Annotated in this window: 15 protein-coding genes; 8 read left to right on the top strand and 7 right to left on the bottom strand. The window is 73.1% G+C overall.

All coding sequences use genetic code 11. The annotated features are described in order from the left end of the window. Nucleotides 1-14: 14 nt before the first annotated feature. Nucleotides 15-494 (top strand): universal stress protein, encoded by a 480-nt coding sequence (locus ACZ5WK_RS28565; protein WP_465551581.1) that lies wholly within the window; start codon nucleotides 15-17, stop codon nucleotides 492-494. Nucleotides 495-673: 179 nt separating this feature from the next. On the opposite strand, the gene ACZ5WK_RS28560 is transcribed toward ACZ5WK_RS28565, so the two are convergent. The 4 genes from ACZ5WK_RS28560 to ACZ5WK_RS28545 all read right to left on the bottom strand — a co-directional run bounded on the left by ACZ5WK_RS28560 (nucleotide 674) and on the right by ACZ5WK_RS28545 (nucleotide 7281). After that, nucleotides 674-1864 (bottom strand): acyl-CoA dehydrogenase family protein, encoded by a 1191-nt coding sequence (locus ACZ5WK_RS28560; protein ID WP_405359915.1) that lies wholly within the window; start codon nucleotides 1862-1864, stop codon nucleotides 674-676. Between the two features lie 229 nt (nucleotides 1865-2093). Continuing rightward, complete coding sequence (locus tag ACZ5WK_RS28555) at nucleotides 2094-3089, bottom strand: hydroxymethylglutaryl-CoA lyase (RefSeq protein ID WP_465551469.1); 996 nt, start codon at nucleotides 3087-3089, stop codon at nucleotides 2094-2096. Next, nucleotides 3086-5404, bottom strand: coding sequence for an acetyl/propionyl/methylcrotonyl-CoA carboxylase subunit alpha (locus tag ACZ5WK_RS28550; RefSeq protein ID WP_465551467.1), 2319 nt, complete (start codon nucleotides 5402-5404; stop codon nucleotides 3086-3088). Before ACZ5WK_RS28550 ends, ACZ5WK_RS28555 begins: the two co-directional genes overlap by 4 nt. A gap of 137 nt (nucleotides 5405-5541) precedes the next feature. After that, nucleotides 5542-7281, bottom strand: a complete 1740-nt coding sequence (locus ACZ5WK_RS28545) for a carboxyl transferase domain-containing protein (protein ID WP_465551465.1) — start codon at nucleotides 7279-7281, stop codon at nucleotides 5542-5544. Nucleotides 7282-7414: 133 nt separating this feature from the next. Between ACZ5WK_RS28545 and ACZ5WK_RS28540 the strand changes: the two genes are divergently transcribed. Continuing rightward, nucleotides 7415-8053, top strand: a complete 639-nt coding sequence (locus ACZ5WK_RS28540) for an SACE_7040 family transcriptional regulator (protein WP_465551463.1) — start codon at nucleotides 7415-7417, stop codon at nucleotides 8051-8053. Between the two features lie 548 nt (nucleotides 8054-8601). Continuing rightward, nucleotides 8602-12693, top strand: a complete 4092-nt coding sequence (locus ACZ5WK_RS28535; RefSeq protein ID WP_465551579.1) for an ABC transporter ATP-binding protein — start codon at nucleotides 8602-8604, stop codon at nucleotides 12691-12693. Between the two features lie 95 nt (nucleotides 12694-12788). Here ACZ5WK_RS28535 and ACZ5WK_RS28530 read toward each other — a convergent pair whose 3' ends face one another. After that, nucleotides 12789-13841, bottom strand: a complete 1053-nt coding sequence (locus tag ACZ5WK_RS28530; protein WP_465551461.1) for an ATP-grasp domain-containing protein — start codon at nucleotides 13839-13841, stop codon at nucleotides 12789-12791. Nucleotides 13842-14017: 176 nt separating this feature from the next. Between ACZ5WK_RS28530 and ACZ5WK_RS28525 the strand changes: the two genes are divergently transcribed. Further along, complete coding sequence (locus ACZ5WK_RS28525) at nucleotides 14018-14554, top strand: NUDIX hydrolase (protein ID WP_465551459.1); 537 nt, start codon at nucleotides 14018-14020, stop codon at nucleotides 14552-14554. Between the two features lie 136 nt (nucleotides 14555-14690). Here the strand turns inward: ACZ5WK_RS28525 and ACZ5WK_RS28520 are convergent, their stop codons facing one another. Together ACZ5WK_RS28520 and ACZ5WK_RS28515 are read right to left on the bottom strand one after the other, a co-directional pair. Next, nucleotides 14691-15722, bottom strand: a complete 1032-nt coding sequence (locus ACZ5WK_RS28520) for a hypothetical protein (RefSeq protein ID WP_465551457.1) — start codon at nucleotides 15720-15722, stop codon at nucleotides 14691-14693. A gap of 167 nt (nucleotides 15723-15889) precedes the next feature. Beyond that, complete coding sequence (locus ACZ5WK_RS28515; RefSeq protein WP_465551456.1) at nucleotides 15890-17011, bottom strand: ABC transporter substrate-binding protein; 1122 nt, start codon at nucleotides 17009-17011, stop codon at nucleotides 15890-15892. A gap of 369 nt (nucleotides 17012-17380) precedes the next feature. Between ACZ5WK_RS28515 and ACZ5WK_RS28510 the strand changes: the two genes are divergently transcribed. From ACZ5WK_RS28510 to ACZ5WK_RS28495, 4 genes are all read left to right on the top strand, one after another. Next, nucleotides 17381-18895 (top strand): APC family permease, encoded by a 1515-nt coding sequence (locus ACZ5WK_RS28510; protein WP_465551455.1) that lies wholly within the window; start codon nucleotides 17381-17383, stop codon nucleotides 18893-18895. A 174-nt stretch (nucleotides 18896-19069) separates the two neighbouring features. Next, nucleotides 19070-20188 carry a tryptophan--tRNA ligase gene (gene trpS / locus ACZ5WK_RS28505; protein WP_465551454.1) on the top strand — a complete coding sequence of 373 codons (1119 nt, stop codon included), beginning with the start codon at nucleotides 19070-19072 and terminating at the stop codon, nucleotides 20186-20188. A gap of 87 nt (nucleotides 20189-20275) precedes the next feature. Then, on the top strand, nucleotides 20276-21235 hold the full coding sequence (locus tag ACZ5WK_RS28500) for a S66 peptidase family protein (protein ID WP_465551453.1): 960 nt from the start codon (nucleotides 20276-20278) through the stop codon (nucleotides 21233-21235). A 50-nt stretch (nucleotides 21236-21285) separates the two neighbouring features. Continuing rightward, the gene (locus ACZ5WK_RS28495) at nucleotides 21286-21975 is read left to right on the top strand and encodes a nucleoside/nucleotide kinase family protein (RefSeq protein ID WP_465551451.1); all 690 of its coding nucleotides are present in this window, start codon (nucleotides 21286-21288) and stop codon (nucleotides 21973-21975) included. Nucleotides 21976-22052: the final 77 nt, after the last annotated feature.

The following is a 22052-nucleotide window of genomic DNA, read 5'->3' as shown; positions in this document are numbered from 1 at the left end:
CGAAGGCCCCGGGCCTGCCCAGTGAGTCGGGCGTGCCGGAGCTCCAGGACGCGCCGGTCCGTTCCTGTGATCCCGCGTTCCAGCACGGTGTGGTGGTGGGTTTCGACGGCTCCCTGTCGAGCGAGCGCGCCCTCGCCTACGCGGTGGGCATGGCCCGTCGCTCACAGTGCGGCCTGGTGATCGTGCATGTCGCCAACCGCCTGCCCGCCACGGTCTGGGCCGGCTGTGAACCTCCCGTCTTCGTCGACCTCCCCGACCACCGGACCGAGGTCCTCGGTCTGGAGCTCGCCTGTGCGGACTTCCTCGCCGGCGTCCCCTGGATCCTGGTCGAGCGGGGTGGCGACATCTGCCATGAGATCGAGGAGGTCGGCCGCGAGTACGCCGCCGACGCCATCGTGGTCGGCAGCACCCACGGCCTGCTCGGCAAGATCTTCGGCTCGGTCTCCGGCCGGCTGGCCCGGCGTGCCAACCGCCCGGTGATCGTGATCCCCTGACGGCCTGACATGCGGCCCGTCAGCCTCGCGTGGCATGTGTGGCCTGTGCAGCCCGGTGCGCCGCGTAGGCGCGTGGGCCGCCCCGATTCTCCGACGGACCCGGAATCGGCCGAGGTAGGGGTCGGCAGTCCGGGCAGCCGGAGAATCGGAGAACGAGCCTCTTCAGGATGGGAACGGCGTCAGGAGGGAATGCCCAACTCCCGGGCGATGAGCATGCGCTGGACCTCGGACGTGCCCTCCCCGATTTCGAGAATCTTGCAGTCGCGCCAGAAACGTGCGACCGGGAATTCGTTCATGAAGCCGTACCCACCGTGGATCTGGGTTGCCTCGCGGGCGTTGTCGACGGCGGCCTCGGACGAGTACAGCTTGGCGATCGCGGCCTCCTTCTTGAACTTTTCGCCGTGCAGCAGCCGGGAGGCGGCGTCCCGCCAGGCCAGGCGGGAAGTGTGGGCGCGCATCTCCATGTCGGCGAGCTTGAACTGGATGGCCTGGTTGGCGCCGATCGGCCGGCCGAAGGCGCGGCGCGTACCGGCGTAGGCGACGGACTGGTCGACGCACCCCTGGGCCAGGCCGGTGCCCAGGGCTGCGATCGCGATGCGGCCCTCGTCGAGGATCCGCAGGAACTGGGCGTAGCCGCGGCCACGCTCGCCCAGCAGGTTGGCCGCGGGGACGCGGCAGTCGGTAAAGGACAGTTCGCGGGTGTCGGATGCGTTCCACCCGACCTTCGAGTACTTCTTCGACACCTGGAACCCCGGGGTTCCGGTAGGCACGATGATGGAAGAGATTTCGCGCTGTGGCGAGGAGAATTCACCCTCTTCACTCGAACGAGCGAGCGGTTCGGTGAGGGCGGTGACGGTGACCAGGCCGGTGATCTCGGTGCCGGAGTTGGTGATGAAGCACTTGGTGCCGTTGATGACCCACTCGTCGGTGGCCTCGTCGTACCGCGCCGTGGTGCGGGTCGCGCCGGCGTCGGAGCCGCCCTCGGGCTCGGTCAGGCCGAACGCCCCGAGCATCTCGCCGGAGGTCAGCCGGGGCAGCCACTCGCGCTTCTGCTCCTCGGTCCCGAACCGGTAGATCGGCATCGCGCCGAGCGAGACCGCGGCCTCCAGGGTGATCGCGACCGACGAGTCGACCCGGGCGAGCTCCTCCAGGGCGAGGCAGAGCGCGAAGTAGTCGCCGCCCATGCCCCCGTACTCCTCGGAGAACGGCAGGCCGAAGAGGCCCATCCGCCCCATCTCCCGGACGATCTCGTAGGGGAACTCGCCCTGCTCGTAGAACTCGCCGATCTTCGGCGCGACGACGTCCTGGGCGAACTCGGCGACCGTGCGCCGCAGTTCCTCGTACTCGCTGTTCAGCCGGTGATCGAGCATGGTGATCCTCCTGTGGCCCGGCCGGGTTGGCCGCGGGCGTGATCGGGATGACCGCACGCCGGTCGGATGGTGTGACCGGCGTACGGAGCGCGGAGAGAGAAGGGGTGGTGCGCGGCGGGCGCCGGCCGGGCAGGGCTCCGGCCGGCGCCGGACCGTCGCGGGGACAACGGAAGTCGCAGAGGGGCGCGTGGAGTTACGAGGGGGCGCTGGGAGCCGGGCCGCCGGCGCGTCAGCCCCGGTTCGCGCCGAGCAGTGCCTGGACGGTGCGGGACGGGCTGGGGCGGCCGAGCCGCTCGGCCATCCAGCCACTGGTGGCGACCAGGGCGCGGAGGTCGACGCCGGTCCGGATGCCGAGGCCGTGCAGCATCCACACCAGGTCCTCGGTGGCCAGGTTGCCGGTGGCGCTCTTGGCGTAGGGGCAGCCGCCGAGGCCGCCCGCCGAGGCGTCGACGGTGGTGACGCCGCTGCGCAGTGCGGCGAGCGTGTTGCTGAGCGCCTGGCCGTAGGTGTCGTGGAAGTGCACCGCGAGCCTGCCGACCGGCACGCCGGCCTTGGCGAAGCCCTCCAGCAGTGCCGTGACCTGGCCCGGGGTGGCCACCCCGATGGTGTCGCCGAGGCTCAGCTCGGTGCAGCCCATCTCCAGCAGCCGCACGCCGAAGCCGACCACCTGATCGGCGGGCACGGGGCCCTCCCACGGGTCGCCGAAGCACATCGAGAGGTAGCCGCGCACCCGGACCCCGTCCGCCGTGGCCCGTTCCACCACCGGCCGGAACATCGCCATCGCCTCGTCCGCCGAGCGGTTGAGGTTGCGGCGGGCGAAGGTCTCGGTGGCGCTGGCGAACACCGCGATGTCGGCGGCGTGGTGGGCGAGCGCGCGGTCCAGCCCGCGCTCGTTGGGCACCAGTACCGGCAGGCGCAGCCCGGGGTGACGCTCCGGCAGTCCGGCGAGCCGGGGCACCAACTCCTCGGCGTCGGCGAGCTGGGGTACCCATTTCGGGTGAACGAAGCTGGTCGTCTCGACGGTGCGCAGCCCGGCGGCCGCGAGCCGGGCGATGAACTCGGCCTTGACCTCGACGGGGACGAGTGCGCTCTCGTTCTGCAGTCCGTCGCGCGGTCCGACCTCGTGGATCCGGACCTCCGCGGGCAGGCCCGCGGAGCGGACGGGGTCCGGCAGGCCCAGGTCGAGCGCGTCGGGCTCGTGCGCGGGGGAGGCGGCGGTGCTCATGACCGCACCTCGGCCGCGACCGCGCCGAGCGCCCCGCCGTCGGCCGACCCGTCCGCCGGGCCGTCCTCGGCCGGGGCCACCACGACCAGCAGCTCCTCCATCGCCACGGTGGCCCCGGCGGCGACCCGCAGCTCGCTCACGGTGCCGTCGTGCGGGGCGGCGATCACGTGTTCCATCTTCATGGCCTCCAGGACGAGCAGGGGTTGGCCCCGGCGGACCTGTTCGCCGAGCGTGGTCTTCACGACCGTGACGGTGCCGGGCATCGGGGCGGTGAGGCCGCCGTGATGGGCGGCGCCGACGGCGGTGCTCTCGCCGACGGGGTCGTAGGCGTGCACCGGCCACGCGTCGCCGTCGATCCCGAGCCAGGTGACCGGGCCGCCGAGGGGCCCGCCGGGCCGGCCCGGAGCGTCGTCGGTGGTCAGGGCGAAGGTCGTCTGCAGGCCGTCGACGGTGAGGTGCAGGCGGTCGCCGGTCCGCACGGCCCGGGCGCGGTGGGCCGGTCCGGAGCCGAGTCGGATGTCCACCTCGGGAGTGACGCCCGGGGGAATGTCAGTGCCCTCGGCTACGTTGCTCGCAGTGATCGGGCGGATGCGCACCGACACCGGGTCCTGGCCGGGGGCGCGGAGTCGGTGGGTGGTCCAGGCGGCTTCGCCGCCCAGGCGCCACCCGGAGGGCAGGGAGAAGGGGTCGGTCCAGCCGCCGCCGTCGGTGGCGGGGGTGAGGTCCAGCTGCCGCGCCAGTGCGGCCGCGTAGTAGAGGAGGTGGGTGGGTGTCGGAGCTTCGGCGGGCCGGGAGCCGGTGATGTCCGCGGTCTCCGCCGGGTCGGCGGCGGAGGAGTCGGAGCACGCAGGCGAGTAGGGCGAGGCGAGCAGAGCGGGTTGCTGCTGGGCCGTCTGTTCCACCAGTCCGGTGTCGAGTCGGCCTGCGGTGACCTCGGGGTGTGCGAGCAGTCGCCGCAGGAAGCCGGTGTTGGTGGTCACGCCGAGGATCCGGGTGTCGGCCAGCGCGGCACGGAGGCGGCGCAGCGCGGTCGGGCGGTCGGGCCCGTACGCGATGACCTTGGCGAGCATGGGGTCGTAGGCGCTGGTGATGACGGTGCCCGCGGTGACACCGGAGTCCACCCGGATGCCTTCGCCCTGCGGCTCGTCCAGGACCAGGATGCGTCCGCCGGTGGGCAGGAAGTCGCGCTCCGGGTCCTCGGCACAGATACGGGCCTCGATGGCGTGGCCCAGGAAGGAGATGTCCGGCTGGGAGAAGGTGAGGCTTTCGCCCGAGGCGATCCGCACCTGCCACTCGACCAGGTCCAGTCGCCCGGTCTGGGCGGCGGCCGGTCCGGCGGCCGGGGTGGTGACGGCGACGGCGAGTTCGGTGACGGGGTGCTCCACCTGGAGACGCGTGTTCATCTCCATGAAGAAGAAGTCCCGTACCCCCTCGGCGAGGGCGGGGGAGTCCGGGTCGATGCCGGGGACGATGAACTCCACGGTGCCGGCCCCGGTGTAGCCGCAGGACTCCGCGGCGCGGACGGCCGCGGCGCCCATCGCGGCGCGGGTCTCGGCATTGAGCAGAACGGAGGGTGCCTCTTCGATCAGCTTCTGGTGGCGGCGCTGCAGACTGCACTCGCGCTCGCCGAGGTGGACGGTGGTGCCGTGGGCGTCGGCCAGCACCTGCACCTCGATGTGGCGGGGCCGGTCGATCCAACGCTCCAGCAGGAGCGTGTCGTCGCCGAAGGCGGTCCGGGCGACCCGCCGTGCGGCGGCGATCTCGGTCGGCAGGTCGGCGGGGTCCCGCACGAGGCGCATGCCCTTGCCGCCGCCGCCGGCGGACGGCTTGAGCAGCACCGGGTAGCCGATCTCCTCGGCGGCCGCGACGAGTTCCCCGTCGGTGGGCGCGGTCGCCCGGCTGCCCGGGACGACCGGCACGCCGGCGGCGCGGACGGCCTCCTTGGCGTTGATCTTGTCGCCCATCAGCTCGACCGCGGAGGGAGGAGGTCCGATGAAGACCAGGCCGGCGTCGGCGCAGGCGCGGGCGAAGGCGGCGTTCTCGGCGAGGAAGCCATAGCCGGGGTGGACGGCCTGGGCGCCGGTGCGGCGGGCGGCGGCGAGGATCTGGTCGGTCCGCAGGTAGGTCTCGGCGGCCGAGCTGTCGCTGCGGTCGGCCGGTCCGAGCCGGACGGCGGTGTCGGCCTCGCGGACGTGGGGTGCGTCGGCGTCCGCGTCGCTGAACACGGCGACGGAGCGCACGCCGAGCCGCCGCAGGGTGCGGATCACCCGGACGGCGATCTCGCCGCGGTTGGCGACCAGAACTGTGTCGAACATGGGAGGCGTTCCTCCGGGTCGAGGGGAGCCGTACGAAGGAGGTGGTGGAAGGGGACGGCAGCGCGGGGGCGGCCGGCGCCGGGCGCGGTCACGTCCGGCGCAGGCCTGCCGCCGGCGCGCGGCCACGCCCGGCGGGGCTACATGCGGAAGACGCCGTACGGGCCCGGCTGCGGGAGCGGGGCGTTGGCGCAGGCGGTGAGCGCCAGCCCGAGGACGGTGCGGGTGTCCATCGGGTCGATCACCCCGTCGTCCCAGAGGCGCGCGGTGGCGTAGTAGGCGTTGCCCTGGCGCTCGTACTGTTCGCGGACCGGGCGCTTGAACTCGTCCTCCGCCTCGGCCGGCCACTCCTCGCCGTGCGCCTCCAGCTGGTCACGGCGGACGGTGGCCAGCACGGATGCCGCCTGCTCGCCGCCCATCACCGAGATCTTGGCGCCCGGCCACATCCAGAGGAAGCGGGGTGAGTAGGCCCGTCCGCACATCGAGTAGTTGCCGGCTCCGTACGAGCCGCCGATCACCACGGTCAGCTTCGGGACGCGGGTGCAGGCGACGGCGTTGACCATCTTGGCGCCGTGCTTGGCGATGCCGCCCGCCTCGTACTGCCGGCCGACCATGAACCCGGTGATGTTCTGGAGGAAGAGGAGGGGGATGCCCCGCTGATCGCACAACTCGATGAAGTGGGCGCCCTTGAGCGCGGACTCGGCGAAGAGCACGCCGTTGTTGGCGACGATGCCGACCTGGTGGCCGTGGATCCGGGCGAACCCGGTCACCAGGGTCGCGCCGTACTCGGCCTTGAACTCGGCGAAGCGGCTGCCGTCGACGAGCCGGGCGATCACCTCGCGCACGTCGTACGGCGTGCGCGGGTCGACCGGGACGGCCCCGTACAGGCCGGCCGGGTCGACGGCGGGCGGCTCGGCCGGGGCGAGCGGCCACGGCCGGGGTGCGCGCGGGCCGAGCCCGGCGACGATGGTGCGGACGATCGAGAGGGCGTGGGCGTCGTCCTCGGCCAGGTGGTCCGTCACCCCGGAGGTGCGGGAGTGGAGGTCGCCGCCGCCCAGTTCCTCGGCGGTGACCACCTCGCCGGTGGCGGCCTTCACCAGCGGCGGCCCGCCGAGGAAGATCGTGCCCTGATTGCGGACGATGACGGCTTGGTCACTCATCGCCGGGACGTACGCGCCGCCCGCCGTGCAGGAGCCGAGCACGGCGGCGATCTGCGGGATCCCGGCGGCCGAGAGCCTGGCCTGGTTGTAGAAGATCCGGCCGAAGTGGTCGCGGTCCGGGAAGACCTCGTCCTGCATCGGGAGGAAGGCGCCGCCGGAGTCCACCAGGTAGATGCAGGGGAGGCGGTTCTCCAGCGCGACCTCCTGGGCGCGCAGGTGCTTCTTGACCGTCATCGGGTAGTACGTGCCGCCCTTGACGGTGGCGTCGTTGGCGACGACGACCACCTCGCGCCCCGCGACCCGGCCGATGCCCGCGATCACGCCGGCTGCCGGCGCGGCCCCGTCGTACATCCCGTCGGCCGCCAGCGGGGCCAGTTCGAGGAAGGGGGAGGCGGGGTCGAGCAGGGTGTCGACGCGGTCGCGCGGAAGCAGCTTTCCGCGTGCGGTGTGCCGGGCCCGGGCCTTGGCCCCGCCGCCGAGGGCGGCCGCGCCGAGCTTCTCACGCAGTTCGGCGACCAGCGCACGGTGTGCCTCGGTGTTGGCCCGGAAGGCCTCCGAGCCCGGGTCGACGGCGGTGCCGAGCCGGGGTGCGGGAGCGGCGGCTCCCGGGGCGACGGATCCTGCGGCCGTACCGGACGGCGAGCCGCCCGCGCCTGCCGCGGCTCCGCCTGCCGCGCTGCCGTTGACGCCGGTGGGTACACCGGCGGTGGAGATGACCATTCCCAAGAGCTCCCTTGCCCTCGGCACCAGGTGGGCGGCAGGGCCGGATGAGCCCGCGACCCCCACGTTAATGAGCGTTAACTCGTGCGGCCCAGGTTAACGGCCGATAACCCCACTGTCTACGATGGGCAGCATGCCGAACGTCCCAGCCGCCTCCGCGCTCCCACGCCGTGACCAGATCCGCAAGGAGGCTGCCCGGCTGTTCGCCGCGCGTGGCTTCCTGGGCGTGGGGGTCGACGAGATCGGCAAGGCGGTCGGCATCAGCGGGCCGGGGCTCTACCGGCACTTCGCCGGCAAGGACGCGATGCTCGCCGACCTGCTGATCGGCATCAGCGAGCGTCTCCTGGAGGAGGGCCGCCGCCGGGCGGGCGGGGGCGACGGCGCGGCCGCCGCGCTCGATGCGCTGATCAGCGGGCACGTCGACTTCGCGCTCGACGACCGGGACCTCATCACCCTGCACGACCGTGAGCTGCTGAACCTCAAGGAGGAGGACCGCCGGACCGTCCGCCGACTCCAGCGCGGCTACGTCGAGCTGTGGGTGGACGTCGTCCGGCAGGCCTACCCGCCGTTGGCCGGACCGGACGCCGAGCCGGTTGCGCGGGCCTCCGTGCACGCCGTCTTCGGTCTGATCAACTCGACCCCGCACAGCGCCGGCCCCAACCCCGCCCAGGGCGACCGGGCCGCCCTGCAGCGCGACGGCATGGCCGCCCTGCTCCACAGCCTGGCGCACGGCGCCTTCTCCGCGGCGGCCGACGCCGCGGCGCGCAGCTGAATCGGCCGGCGCCCCCGGCCCGGCCCGCCCGTTCATGCCCCGGCGCCCCCTGCCCCGGCGCCCCTGCTCCTACTCCGGCGCTCCTGCCCCAGCCCCCCGGTCGCCGGGCATCCGGTGCGCTGCCTCGTGGTGCGCTGCGGCATGCGGCCTAGGTCCAAAGGAGGGCGGCCCGCTGCGCCGGTGGAGGGTGGGCGTTCGGCGCGCCATCGTCCACCCTGGTAGCAGGGCGCGGGCCGACGGCCGGCCGGGAATCACCGCAGGCTGCGGGCTGTTGGCCCCTCAGCCGGGCCGGACACCCGGCGTGCTCTGGCCGGATAAACCATGGCGGCCACTCGACGGAATGGTTAGCATCCCTAAATATGCCTGAGACTCACGGATCTACGGTGGAGCTTTCCCCGAGCGGCCCCCGAACCGGCACCCGGGGTGCGCCGAACGGTGCCGACGGCACGCGGAGCAGCGACAGCGAGCAGAGCGCCGGCAGCACCCAGAGCGCCGGCGGCGGCAGCCCGAGTGGGGCCGAGGCCCCCGACGGCAGCGGTCAGGGCTGGCTGCGGCGGCTGGTCGGCTACTGCTGGCGCTCGCGCCGCAGCCTTCTGCTGGCCTTCGGGGCCTCGCTCGTCGGCATGGCCGTCACCGCGCTGGTCCCGCTGGTCACCAAGCTGATCATCGACGACGTCATCACCCAGCACACCCGTTCGCTGGCCCCGTGGGCCGTGGCGCTGCTGGCGGCGGCCGCCCTGGTGTTCGCCTGTACCCAGGTGCGCCGCTACTACGGCGGTCAGCTCGCCCTCGACGTCCAGCACCACATGCGCAGCGACCTCTTCCGCTCGCTCGGGCGGCTCGACGGGCACCGGCAGGACCGGCTGGACACCGGCCAGGTGGTCGGCCGTGCCACCTCCGACCTCCAGTTGATCAACGGCCTGCTCTCGATGCTGCCGATGATGACCGGCTACCTGCTGATGTTCGTGATGTCGCTGGCCGTGATGCTCTGGCTCTCGCCGCCGCTCACACTGGTCGCGCTGGTCATGGGCCCGGCCCTCTGGTGGGTCTCGGTCCTGAGCCGCAAGCGGCTGTTCCCGTCCACCTGGGCGGCGCAGCAGGAGGCGGCGGCCGTCGCGGGCGTGGTCGACGAGGCGATCGGCGGCGTCCGGGTGGTCAAGGGCTTCGGCCAGGAGGCCCAGGAGCTGGGCAAGCTGGAGGCGGCCTCGCGCAACCTCTTCGCGGCCCGGCTGCGCTCGATCCGGCTCAACAGCCGCTACAACCCGGCGATGCAGGCGATCCCGGCGCTGGCCCAGGTCGCAGTGCTGGCGTTCGGCGGGTGGCTGGCGGTCGACGGCCAGGTCTCGCTCGGCACCTTCGTCGCCTTCTCCACCTACGTGGCGCAGATGACCGGTCCGGTCCGGATGCTGACCATGGTCATCACGGTGGGTCAGCAGGCCCGCGCGGGCGTGGAGCGGGTGCTCCAGCTGATCGACGAGCGCCCGCTGGTGCAGGAGCGCCCGGACGCGGTCGCCCTCGACCTCACCGCCGCCCACCTCTCCGCCGGGCACGCGGCCTCGGCGGCCGGCACCGTTTCCCCCGCCGCCGAGATCACGACGGCCACCCCGGCCATCGCGGCCGCCGGGACCGCGACGGCCCCCGAGCGCACGACGGCCCCCGAGCGCACGACGGCCATCGGGACCGCGACGGCCCCCGAGACCGCGACGGCCACAGGTACCGCCGAAACCGGCGCGCACGGCGAACCGCAGCGCACCGTCGGCCCGCGCACGCCGGACACGGCGCTGGAGTTCGACCAGGTCGAGTTCCGCTACGACCCCGAGCACCCGGCACCCGTCCTGCACGGCCTCAGCCTGAAGCTGGCCCCCGGCGAGACACTGGCCCTGGTCGGCGCCTCCGGCTCGGGCAAGTCGACGGTGGCCCAGCTGGTGCCCCGCTTCTACGACCCGGCGGCCGGTGCGGTCCGCCTCTACGGCCACGACCTGCGCGATCTCACCCTCGACTCGGTCCGGGCAGCCGTCGGCATCGTCCCCGAGGAGAGCTTCCTCTTCTCCGAGACGGTCCGCACCAACATCGCGTACGGGCGGCCCGAGGCCACCGACGAGCAGGTCGTGGCGGCGGCCCGCGCGGCGCAGGCGGACGAGTTCGTCCGGGAGCTGCCCAACGGCTACGAGACCAAGGTCGGCGAGCAGGGCCTCACGCTCTCCGGCGGCCAGCGCCAGCGCATCGCCCTGGCCCGGGCCATCCTCACCGACCCGAGCATCCTGCTGCTGGACGACGCCACCTCGGCGGTCGACCCGCAGATCGAGGCGGAGATCCACGACGCCCTCCGCTCGGTCATGACCGGCCGTACCACCCTGCTGATCGCCCACCGCCGCTCCACCCTCCAACTGGCCGACCGGATCGCCGTGCTGGACCACGGCCGGCTGCTGGACATCGGAACGCACGAGGAACTCGACGTCCGATGTCCCCAGTACCGGGTCCTGATCTCCGACCCCGAGGCCGGCAGGACCGAGCCCCCGGCCACCCTCGAATCACCGGCCCAGGCGCTCACCGGACCGCTCGCCGAGAACCCCCCGGCCGAGGGCACCACTCCCGAGCGCACCACCACCGAGCCCGCCGACTCGCAGCCCACCGACCCCACCGACCCCACCAAGCTCACCAAGCTCACTGACCCCACCGGGCCAAGCGAGCCCACCGCGGACACCGCGGACACCCCCGCGGCGCAGCCCCTCCCCGAGCTGCCGACCCCGGCCCTGGCCAAGGCGGCCCGCGCCGCCGACCCGGACCTCCTGGCCCAGGTCGCCGCCCTCCCGCCGGCCACCGACAACCCGGCGATCTCCCGGGCCGAGGCCGAGGCGGGCGACCCCGACTTCTCCCTCCGCCGCCTGCTGCGCCCGTTCCGCGGCCCGCTCGCCCTCGCCCTTCTGCTGGTCGCCCTGGACGCGGGCGCCGGCCTGGTGCTGCCGATCCTGATCCGGCACGGCATCGACGACGGCGTGAGCAAGGCCCTGATGTCGGGCGTCGCCGTCGCCGCCCTGACCGCGCTGGCGATCGTCCTGTTGGACTGGCTGGTGCAGGGCGCCGAGAACCGGGTCAGCGGCCGTACCGGCGAGCGCGTGCTCTACACGCTCCGCCTCAAGATCTTCGCCCACCTCAACCGGCTCGGCCTGGACTACTACGAGCGCGAGCTGTCCGGCCGGATCATGACCCGGATGACCACCGACCTGGACTCGCTGACGTCCTTCCTGCAGACCGGCGTGGTCACGGCCGTGGTCAGCCTGCTCACCTTCCTCGGCATCTTCGCCGTCCTGCTGGTCATCGACGCCGGCCTGGCCCTCGTGGTCTTCGCCGTGCTGCCGCTGCTGGTGGTCGCGACACTGGTCTTCCGCAAGAAGTCCAAGACGCAGTACGAGATCTCCCGTGACCTGATCAGCACGGTCAACGCCGACCTCCAGGAGAACGTCGCCGGCATGCGGATCGTCCAGGCCTTCCGCCGGCTGGACGCCAACACCGACCGCTTCGTCGCCCGGGGCATCGCCTACCGCGAGGCCCGGGTCCGGGCGCAGCTCTACATCTCGCTGTACTTCCCGTTCGTGCAGTTCCTCTCCAGCGTCGCCGCCGCGCTGGTGCTGATCGTGGGCGCCTCGCGCGTCGAGGCCGGGACGCTCACCGTCGGTGCGCTGGTCGCCTACCTGCTCTACATCGACCTGTTCTTCGCGCCGGTCAACCAGCTCTCGCAGGTCTTCGACGGTTACCAGCAGGCCGCGGTGGGCCTGGGCCGGATCCGCGAGCTGCTGCGCACGCCGACCACCACCGCCGAGGCGGCCGATCCGGTGCCGGTGCACAAGCGGCTCCGCGGCGACATCGACTTCGAGGACGTCAGCTTCGCCTACAACGGCGGCGCCGACGGGGCCCCGTCCGTGCTCACCGGCGTCAGCCTGCACATTCCCGCCGGCCAGACGGTGGCGCTGGTCGGCGAGACGGGGGCGGGCAAGTCGACCCTGGTCAAGCTGGTTGCCCGGTTCTACGACGCGACCGCCGGCACCGTCCGGGTGGACGGCGTCGACCTGACCCGGTACGACCTGGCGCGGTACCGGCACCGGCTCGGCGTGGTGCCGCAGGAGGCGTACCTGTTCGCGGGCACGGTGCGCGAGGCGATCGCGTACGGCCGGCCCTCGGCCTCGGCGGCCGAGGTGGAGGCGGCGGCCCGGGCGGTGGGCGCGCACGAGATGATCGTCCGGCTGTCGGGCGGCTACGACCACGAGGTCACCGGGCGGGGGCGGAACCTCTCCGCCGGGCAGCGCCAGCTGATCGCGCTGGCCAGGGCCGAACTGGTCGATCCGGACATCCTGCTCCTGGACGAGGCCACCGCCGCGCTCGACCTCGCCACCGAGGCGGCCGTCAACCACGCCTCGGACCGGCTCAGCGGGGGCCGCACCACGCTGGTCATCGCCCACCGCCTCACCACCGCCGAACGCGCCGACCGTGTCGTGGTCCTGGACCACGGCAAGGTGGTCGAGGACGGTACGCACGCCGAACTCGTCGCACAGGGCGGCGTTTACGCCCGGCTCTGGCAGGCGTTCATCGCCGACGGCCACCCGGCGCCGGAACCAGTGGCCCAGCCACTGCACGGCCGCTGAGGCTGCACGGGCGTGGAGGCTACGCGCGCTGGGGCTGCGTGCACTGGGGCTGAACAGGCGTTCAGGCTGCACGCGCGCTGGGGCTGCCGAACGGGTCAGGCCGCGAGCAGTGAGGAGAGCAGCCCGGAGGCGTCGATCCCGCGCGGCAGGTCGCTGACCTGTCCGTCGCCCACCTCGACCACCCGCCAGCCGGAGCCGTCGGCCCGGCTGGCGAGGTCCGTGGTGACGAAGCGGCAGCCGAGGGCCCGGACCAGCGGCCGGACCCCGGTGAGATCGGGTTCGGCGGTCTGCCCGGGCGCGTCCGGGTGCGGTCCGACCAGTACGGGCTCACCGTCCAGCCACCACACCCGGGCTTCCACCGGCCGTTCCCCGGTCCCGCCGCGCCCCGGCGCATCCGAGGACCCGCCCGACGACCTGCCCGAACGCCCCGCCCCTGTTCCGTCGCCCTGCCCCGCCCCTGCCCCCGGTCCGTCGCCCTGCCCGTCGCCCGGCGCGTCCCCCGGCTCCGCCACCGCTCCGGTGCCGCCCCCGTCCCCGGCCCGCGCGAACTCCTCGTAGCGGCGCAGCACCACGCCGCCCGCCAGGTACTCGCCCTGCAGCTCGACGAAGCGCGCCACCACCCGCCCGACGGCGGCCAGGTCGGAGAGCTCGGGGAGGTAACAGGCCTCGTGCCACTCGTGCTTGCGGGACTTCACGTAGTCCTTGACGATCGCAGGCCCGCGCCCGCCCAGCCGGGCGACGGCGGCCGCCAGCTGCTCGGGACCGGGCCGGCCCGCCGCCGGCGCCATCGGGATCCAGGTGCTCGGCGGTGTCGCACCCTCGAACACGCCGTACCAGCCGGGCAGTTCGTGCGCCGAGGCGTAACCGGGAGCGCTGGTCAGCAGGTTGGCGCCGCGGTCGGCCAGGGCGCGGGCGAAGGAGGCGTAATCGGCGGAGGGGATCATCCAACCCCGGTACCAGAGCGGGCCGGCGTCCCTCGGCACCCGGCGGACCGCCTCCGCGACGTCGCCGGCGAGCAGCGCGTCGTGGTCGACGAGGTGCTGCTCACCACCCAACTCCCGCAGCGTCCGGGCCTCCCAGGCGAAGTGCGGGTCGGGCCGGCGCGGGTTGAGCGGGTCGGCCGGGAAGAGGATCGCTGGTGCGGGCATGGGCGTCAGAGTACGGCCACCGGACGTTCGCGTCGCCGCCAACACCCTTCGCCCCGCGGTCGGTGCGGCACCGATGACCCCCGACTCCACGTCGGCAGGCCGCACTCGGCGCTCGCCTCCAAGGCCGCCCTCAATCCCGCTCGACGCCCCGGCACCGGCCCTGCGAGAGTGATCCGATGCGAAATCTGCTGCGTCGTGCGAGGCGGACCCCCAGACAAGCGGCCCGGACGGTGGTGCTGGACGGGAGTGGTTCCGTCTTCCTGCTCCGCTCGGACAACAGCGAGGTCGGTGTGCACTGGACGATGCCCGGCGGCGGCATCGAGGCGGGCGAGACACCGTGGGCCGGCGCCCGTCGCGAGCTCTGGGAGGAGACCGGCTGGACGGACCTCGAACCCGGGCCGCTGCTCTGCACCTGGGAGCACGACTTCACCTGGCACGGCACGCCCGTCCGCCAGCACGAGCACATCTACCTCACCAGCGGGCCGCACCGGGGTCCGGTCGGCGACGTCAGCGCGGTGCACGCCGTCGACCGGATCCTCGACTGGCGCTGGTGGACCCGGGCCGAGCTGGCCGACGAGGACGCCGACGCCCTCTGGCCGCCCAGACTCCCGGAGTTGCTGGCCGATGTCCGGGACGGCTGGCTCACCGACCGACGCGAACCGGTGCCCGTCCACCTCGGCTACATCCCGAACGCCCCCACCCCGGCCGCCTGACCGCCGAAACCGCACCGCACGGGCCCCGCACCACGGGCGGACCCCGCACCACGCCGAGGCCACAGGGCGCCGAAGGCGCACCAGGGCAGAACCCGCCGCACACCGGACCCTTCGGTACGTCGGACCCGCGGTGCGTTCACGCCGGCCCGGTGGACGGCCGGCCCGGATCCTGGAGCGGCGGCCGCCCGCCGCGCCGGCCCGGCCGGGCAGCCTGGCCGGATTGCCAGCCGTGGAGGTCCAGCTCCCGGTCGTGCAACGCACCCGGGTTGATCAGCACCGACAGCTGCGCCCCGGCCAGCTGGTCGAGGGCGAGGCCGGTGGTCTCCAACAGGTGCTCGGTCGGCACCGAGACGGCGATGGCGGGCCGCCACGCGGGCAGCACCACCAGGACGGTGCCGCGGCCGATCCGTACCAGCTCGGCCGTCACCCGGACCGGCTGCCGTTCCTCGGGGCGGCCGGCAACCTCGGGGAGGTTCGGACTGCCGCCGATCAGGATGCCGAGCGGCGTCTCGGCCGCCGTGGTCACGACTCCCACCGCGGCCGTGGTCCCGACCGAAGCCGTGGTCCCGACCGAAGCCGTGGTTCCGACCGCGGCCACTGCGCGGCCGGCGGGCGCGGCTCCGATCACGGGTGCGGCCGGGGCGGGCCCGACCACCGGGACGGCCGCAGACACCGCCGGAGCCGCCGCACCACGCTTCTCCGCGACCGCGACCTCGCCGGGCGACGCCACCTCGGGGTGCATCCGGCGCAGCCGCCGCGAGGGTGAGGGCCGCCTGGCCAGGGCGGTCCGCGAGTCCTCCTGCACGGCTCTCAGAACGGGCACGTCCTGGTCCGCCGTCGCCGGCACCGCTGGCTGGAGCCGTATGAGGCCCCCGTTGGAGACCTGGGCAGACCCCTCCGCGCCGTCGCCGGCTCGCGGCCGGGGAACGGCGTCGCCCCGAGCACCGCCGGCCGCCACGGGCTCCGACGCCGCCACCGCGATCGAGCAGACGGCAGCGGCCGGGGCGGACAGGGCAGCGGCCGAGGCGGACAGGTCAGGGGACGGGGCGACGGACAGGTCGGCGGAGAGTCGGCGGGCGCCGGACACGTCGCCCACGGGAAGGCCGGGGGAGGGCAGGCCGGCTGACGGCGGGTCGGAAGCGGTCGAGGTCTGGTCGAGCGTGGTCATCGGCACGAGCCCTTCGGGGTACGGTCCCGATGATCCTCCCGCACCCCGTGATCAGCTCCAAGCCGCTTTCCGCCCGGTGTGGGCGACGACACCCGTCCGCCCTCCCCGAGGCGGTCGCAGCCGCGGCCCGCCGCCACCCGCCACCCGCCGCCTCACCGCCGTCCGCCTCAGGCACCCGGCGCGACGAAGCCCTTCAGGTCGGCCAGGACGGCGTTGGCGGCGGTGACGCCGAGTCCGAGGAACCAGGTCTCGTCCGAAACCGGCCGGGCCTGACCGGACTTGACCGCGCCGAGGGTCTTCCAGAGCGGCCCGCCGAGCACGGCGTCCTGGTTGGTGGAGCTGGGCGTGCCGTAGACACCGTAGAAGACCCAGTCGGCGTCGGCCTTGTCGATCTGCTCCGGACTGATCTCGACGGCCAGCTCCTTGACCTGCTCGATCCTGGGCTGCGGAAGCGGCACGTCGGCGAGGACGGTGCCGATGAAGGACAGCTCCGCGTACAGCCGGGTCTTGCCGGGCATGAACCGCAGCGGCGTGATCGTGGGCCGCTTGTCGCCCGGCTTGGTGCCGATCGCCGCGGCCGCCGCCTGGTACGCGTCGAGCTGCGCCCTGGCCTCCGCCTCCAGGCCGAACGGGGCGGCGTTCAGCTGGAAGTTCTGCTTCCAGGGGTAGCCGGGACGCAGCGAGAAGACGGTCGGCGCGATCTTGGAGAGCTGCGCGTACTGGTCCTGGGCGCGCAGCTGGCTGCCGAGGATCAGGTCGGGCTTGAGCGCGGCGATGGCCTCCAGGTTGAGGCTGTTGATGGTGCCGACGTTGGCCGGGTTGCCGGCCTTGTCCTTGAGGTAGGACGGCATGTTCTTCGAGCCGTCGGTGTAGACGACGCCGACCGGCTGGAGGCCGAGGGAGACGATGTTGTCGAGCTCGCCGGTGTCCAGCACCACGACCCGGACCGGCTTGGCGGGGATGACGGTTTCGCCCATGGCGTGCTTGATGGTGCGCGGGTAGACGCCGGGGGCGGCGTCCGTCCCGAAGTCCTTCATCCTCTCGATCACGGTGGCGTAGTCGTCGCCGCCCTGCTTGACCGACTTCTGGTCGGGCGCCGAGCCGCCCGAGGCGCCGGAGGAGGCCTTCGTGGAGCCGGCGCCGGACCCGCCGGACCCGCCCGAGCTGCCGCAGCCGGCGAGAAGTCCGCCCAGGCCGAGGGCGGCGCCGCCGGCGAGCCCGGCGGTGATGAGCCTGCGGCGGGAGGGGGTGCGGCTGACGACGGTCCGGTCGGCGGGGTGGGGGGCCACGCGACGCTCCTTCTCGATCGATGTTAGGTGAGGCAAACCTATCCGAACCTCCGGAGGGATCGATCGAGAGGCTGTCCGGGCGAGGGTCAAAACGTCTCAAGTCATGACACAAGGGAGAAATCAACTCGCCATCAACCCTTCGAAATCAAGGTACACGAGTTAACACGCCATTAATCCATCGATCTTCATCCTCTATTGGCAAATGAATCGAAGCAAGTGGTTCAGATCACCAAGGGTTGGCCTACACAACCTTCGGTACACCCACCTAGGGTGCGCTGGTGTTTGATCAGCAGCTCTCAGAGCACGGAAGCAGCGGCCGGGCAATGGCGCCCGCCGCTCCGCAGGGTGCCCCGGTCAGTGGCGCCAGTGGTGGAGCCCCCGACGGGGGCAGCGGGGGACAAGGGCCTACGGGGCAACTCGGTCGGCCTTCTGAGCAGCGTGGTCCTGGGCGTCTCCACGGTCGCCCCGGTCTACTGCCTGACCGCGACGCTGGGCCCGACCGTCACCGCCGTCGGCGTCCAGATGCCCGCGGTCTTCCTGGCCGGTTTCCTGCCGATGCTGCTGGTCGCGTTCGCCTACAAGGAGCTGAACAAGGACTTCCCGGACTGCGGCACGTCCTTCACGTGGACGGCCAAGGCGTTCGGCCCCCGGGCCGGCTGGATGGCGGGCTGGGGCCTGACGGTCGCCACGATCATCGTGCTCTCCAACCTGGCCGGGGTGGCGACCGACTTCCTCTACCTGATGCTCGGCGAGATGACCGGCAGCAGCGGGATCGCCGGACTGAACGACAACCAGGCCGTCCACCTCCTCACCGTGGTCGTGCTGATCGCCGCCGCCACCGCGATGAGCTACCGGGGCATGACGGCCACCAAGTGGTTCCAGTACAGCCTGGTCGGCCTCCAGCTGGCGGTGCTGCTGCTCTTCTCGGCCATCGCCATCGGCAAGGCCGCCGCCGGCGACCTGCCCGACTCGATCGGCTTCTCCGCCTCCTGGCTCGACCCGCTCCAGGTGACCTCGTTCAGCGCGTTCACCGCGGGCCTGTCGCTCTCGATCTTCATGTACTGGGGCTGGGACACCTGCCTCACGATGAACGAGGAGACCCTCGGCAGCGCCAGGACACCCGGCCGGGCCGCGATGATCTCCATGGTCACCCTGGTCGGCTCGTACCTGCTGGTCGCGATCGCCTCCCAGATGTTCGCCGGCGTCGGCGCCACCGGCAACGGGCTCGGCAACCCGGCCACCGCCGACAACGTCTTCGCCGCGCTGGCGCGCCCGGTACTCGGCTCGCCGTGGAGCGTCCTGCTCTTCCTGGCCGTCGTCGCCAGCGCCGCCGCCAGCCTGCAGACCACCTTCATCCCGGTCGCCCGCACCCTGCTCGCGATGAGCTCCTACCGGGCCGTCCCGCCGCGCTTCGGCTCCGTCCACCCGCGCTTCCGCACCCCCGGCTACGCCACCGTGGCCGCCGGCGCCGCCACCGCCGTCTTCTATGTCGGCATGAACCTGATCAGTGAGAACGTCGTCCAGGACACCATCCTGGCGCTAGGCCTGATGATCTGCTTCTACTACGCGCTCACCGCCTTCGCCTGTGTCTGGTACTTCCGCCGCTCGCTCCTGGGCAGCCTGCGCGACCTCGTCCTCCGGGGCGCCGCCCCGCTCCTCGGCGGCGTGCTGCTCAGCGCCGTCTTCCTGCAGACCCTCACCGACGCCTGGGACCCGGAGTACGGCAGCGGCGCCGTCTTCGGCATCGGCTCGGTCTTCGTCATCGGCGTCGGAATCCTGCTGCTCGGCGGCGTCCTGATGACCTGGTACGGCGCGTTCCGGCCGGAGTTCTTCCGCGGCGAGACGCTCCGCAAGGACACGCCCGCCCTCGTCGTGGAGGACTGACGGGTATCCTCGGCACATGAAGTGCTTCGCAGGTCTCACCTGGTGGCCGTCCTAGGACGGCCACCAGCCACGCCTGAACAGGGCCGTCCGGATGGACGGCCCTGTTGCGTTTCCCCACGGGACGGGCCCGAGCCCCGGACGGCCGCCACCACCGCCGTACCGAGGAGAAACCCCATGACCGCTCTCGTCTCCGCTGCCGCCGGTCCCGCCGTGGCCACCGCCGTCGATCCGACCGCCGCTCCCGCGGACGATCCGACCGCCGCTCCCGCCGCCGACCTGGACGAGCGCATCCGCCGGGACCCGGGCGCCCACCGCGTCCTCACCGGCGACCGCCCCACCGGCCCGCTCCACCTCGGCCACTACTTCGGCACCCTGCAGAACCGGGTCCGCCTCCAGCGCCTCGGCGTCGAGATGTTCGTCGTCGTCGCCGACTACCAGGTCATCACCGACCGCGACCTCGCCGACCGACTCGCCGAGCACACCGAGAACGTCGTCCTCGACAACCTCGCCGCCGGCCTCGACCCCGAGCGGGCGACGATCTTCACCCACAGCGCCGTGCCCGCCCTCAACCAGCTGCTGCTGCCCTTCCTCAGCCTGGTCAGCGTCGCCGAGCTGAGCCGCAACCCCACCGTCAAGGACGAGATCGCCCACTCGGGCCAGGCCGCCGTGAACGGTCTGATGTTCACCTACCCCGTCCACCAGGCCGCCGACATCCTCTTCTGCAAGGCAGATGTCGTCCCCGTCGGCCAGGACCAGCTGCCCCACCTCGAAGTCGCCCGCACCGTCGCCCGCCGTTTCGACGAGCGCTACCCGCACCCGGACGGCTCCGGCGTCTTCCCCCGCCCCGAGGCGCTGCTCTCCGCCGCCCCGCTGCTGCTCGGCACCGACGGCGGCAAGATGAGCAAGAGCCGCGGCAACGCCGTCTCGCTCTGCGCCGACGAGGACGCCACCGCCCAGCTGATCAAGGGCGCCAAGACCGACACCGAGCGCCGGATCACCTACGACCCGGCCGCCCGCCCCGAGGTCTCCAGCCTCGTCCTGCTCGCCGCGCTCTGCCAGGAACGCGCGCCGGAAGCGGTCGCCGAGGAGATCGGCGACGGCGGCGGCGCCGCGCTCAAGCGCACGGTGACCGAGGCCGTCAACGAACACCTCCGCCCGCTCCGCGCCCGCCGCGCCGAACTCGCCACCGACCGCGGCTACGTCCGGCAGGTGCTGCGGGCGGGTGCCGAACGGGCCAACGCCGTCGCTGACGCCACCCTTGCCGAGGTCAGGGCGGTGATGGGGTCGATCTGAAGCCTGCGGGGCATATCTTGTCTGGTCGGCGCCGCACGGACGTCGCCGACCGGACACGAATCACCTCTTCCCGTAAGGAACCTGGCAATGGATCAGCGCACTCCCGCTCCCGCCCGAGGCCTGACCCGTCCGCCCCGCCTCCTCCCCGGAGACCGCATCGCCGTGGTCGCCCCCAGCAGCCCCATCGACCCCGAGCGGCTCACCGCCGGGTCCGCGATCCTGCGCTCCTGGGGACTGGAGGTCACGGTCGGAGACCACGTCCTCGACACCCACCCCACCCTCGGCCACCTCGCCGGCACCGACGCCGACCGGGCCGCCGACCTCCAGTCCGCCTGGCTCGACCCCGCCGTCGACGCCGTCATCTGCGCCCGCGGCGGCTACGGCGTGCACCGCATGGTCGACCTGCTCGACTGGGACGCCATGCGCGCCGTACCGCCCAAGGTGCTGATCGGTTTCAGCGACGTCAGCTCGCTGCACGAGGCCTTCGCCCAGCGGCTCGGCATCGCCACGCTGTACGGGCCGATGAGCGCGGGCGCCTCCTTCATCGAGGACGGCCCGACCGCCGAACACCTGCGCCGCACCCTCTTCGACCCCGAGGCCACCACGGTCCTCACCTCGGCCACCGCCGAGACCCTCGTCCCGGGCCGCGCCCGCGGCATCACGGCGGGCGGCTGCGTCCACGTCATCACCGCCGAGCGCGGCACACCGTCCGCCCGGCCCTCCTACGCCGGCACCGTCCTCGTCCTGGAGGACGTCAACGAGCACCCGTACCAGCTCGACCGCCTCATCACCCAGCTCCTGCGCTCCGGCGCGCTCGACGGCGTCGCCGGCGTCGCCCTCGGCTCCTGGGAGGGCTGCGGCCGGCCCGAGCGGGTCAGGGAGGTCATGCTCGACCGGCTCGGCCCGCTCGGCATACCCGTGATCTGGGAGCTGGGTTTCGGCCACAGCCCCTCGACCCTGACCGTCCCGCTCGGCGTCCCCGCCCTCCTCGACGCCGACGCCGGCACGCTCACCCTGGAGACCCCGGCCCTCGCTCCGCGGGGGTGACGGCACGAGGGACCGGTCAGGAGGGCGCTCCTCCTCAGTAGGGTGCGCCCATGCACGAGGACACCCTCACCGCCCCCGATCTCGCGGCGCTCGCCCTCGGTCTCCTCCGGGGCCCCGGCAGCAACGCCCGCACCATCCTCGGACTTGCCGGCCCGCCCGGGGCCGGCAAGTCCACCCTGGCCCGGCACCTGGTGTCCGAGGTCGAACGCCGCGAAGGCCCCGGCAGCGCCGCCTACCTCCCGCTCGACGGCTTCCACCTCTCCGCCGCCCAGCTCGACCGCGTGGGCCTGAGCCACCGCAAGGGCGCACCCGCCACCTTCGACGCCCACGGCTACGTCGCCCTGCTGCGCCGGGTCGCGTCGGACCGTTTCCAGGACATCTACGCCCCCGACTTCGACCGCGAGCTCGACGAACCCGTCGCCGCCAGTCACGTCGTCCCCCCGCACGCCCGGCTCGTCATCACCGAGGGCAACTACCTCGCCGCCGCCGAACACCCCTGGCCGGACGCCCGCCGCCTGCTGCGCGAGCTCTGGTACGTGGACGCCGACGACGCCGTGCGCGAGGAGCGCCTGATCCGCCGCCACCGCGCCGGCGGCCGCGACGAGGCCACGGCCCGGCACTGGGTCACCACCAACGATCACCCCAACGGCGAGTACGTGAAGGCCGGCCGCTCGCTCTGCACCCGGATCGTCCGGGCCACCGGTTTGCCTCCCGTCCCAGACGGGCGTAGTGTTCTCTAGTCGCTCGGCAGGGAGCACCGGACACGCATCGGCGCGGACGGTCCCGGGGCGGCCAATCCCTAGAAACACACTTCCCG

This window comes from Kitasatospora sp. NPDC032757 (assembly GCF_055579305.1).
The sequence above is the reverse complement of the archived record's forward strand: the minus strand, read 5'-3'. Positions and strand labels throughout refer to the sequence as shown.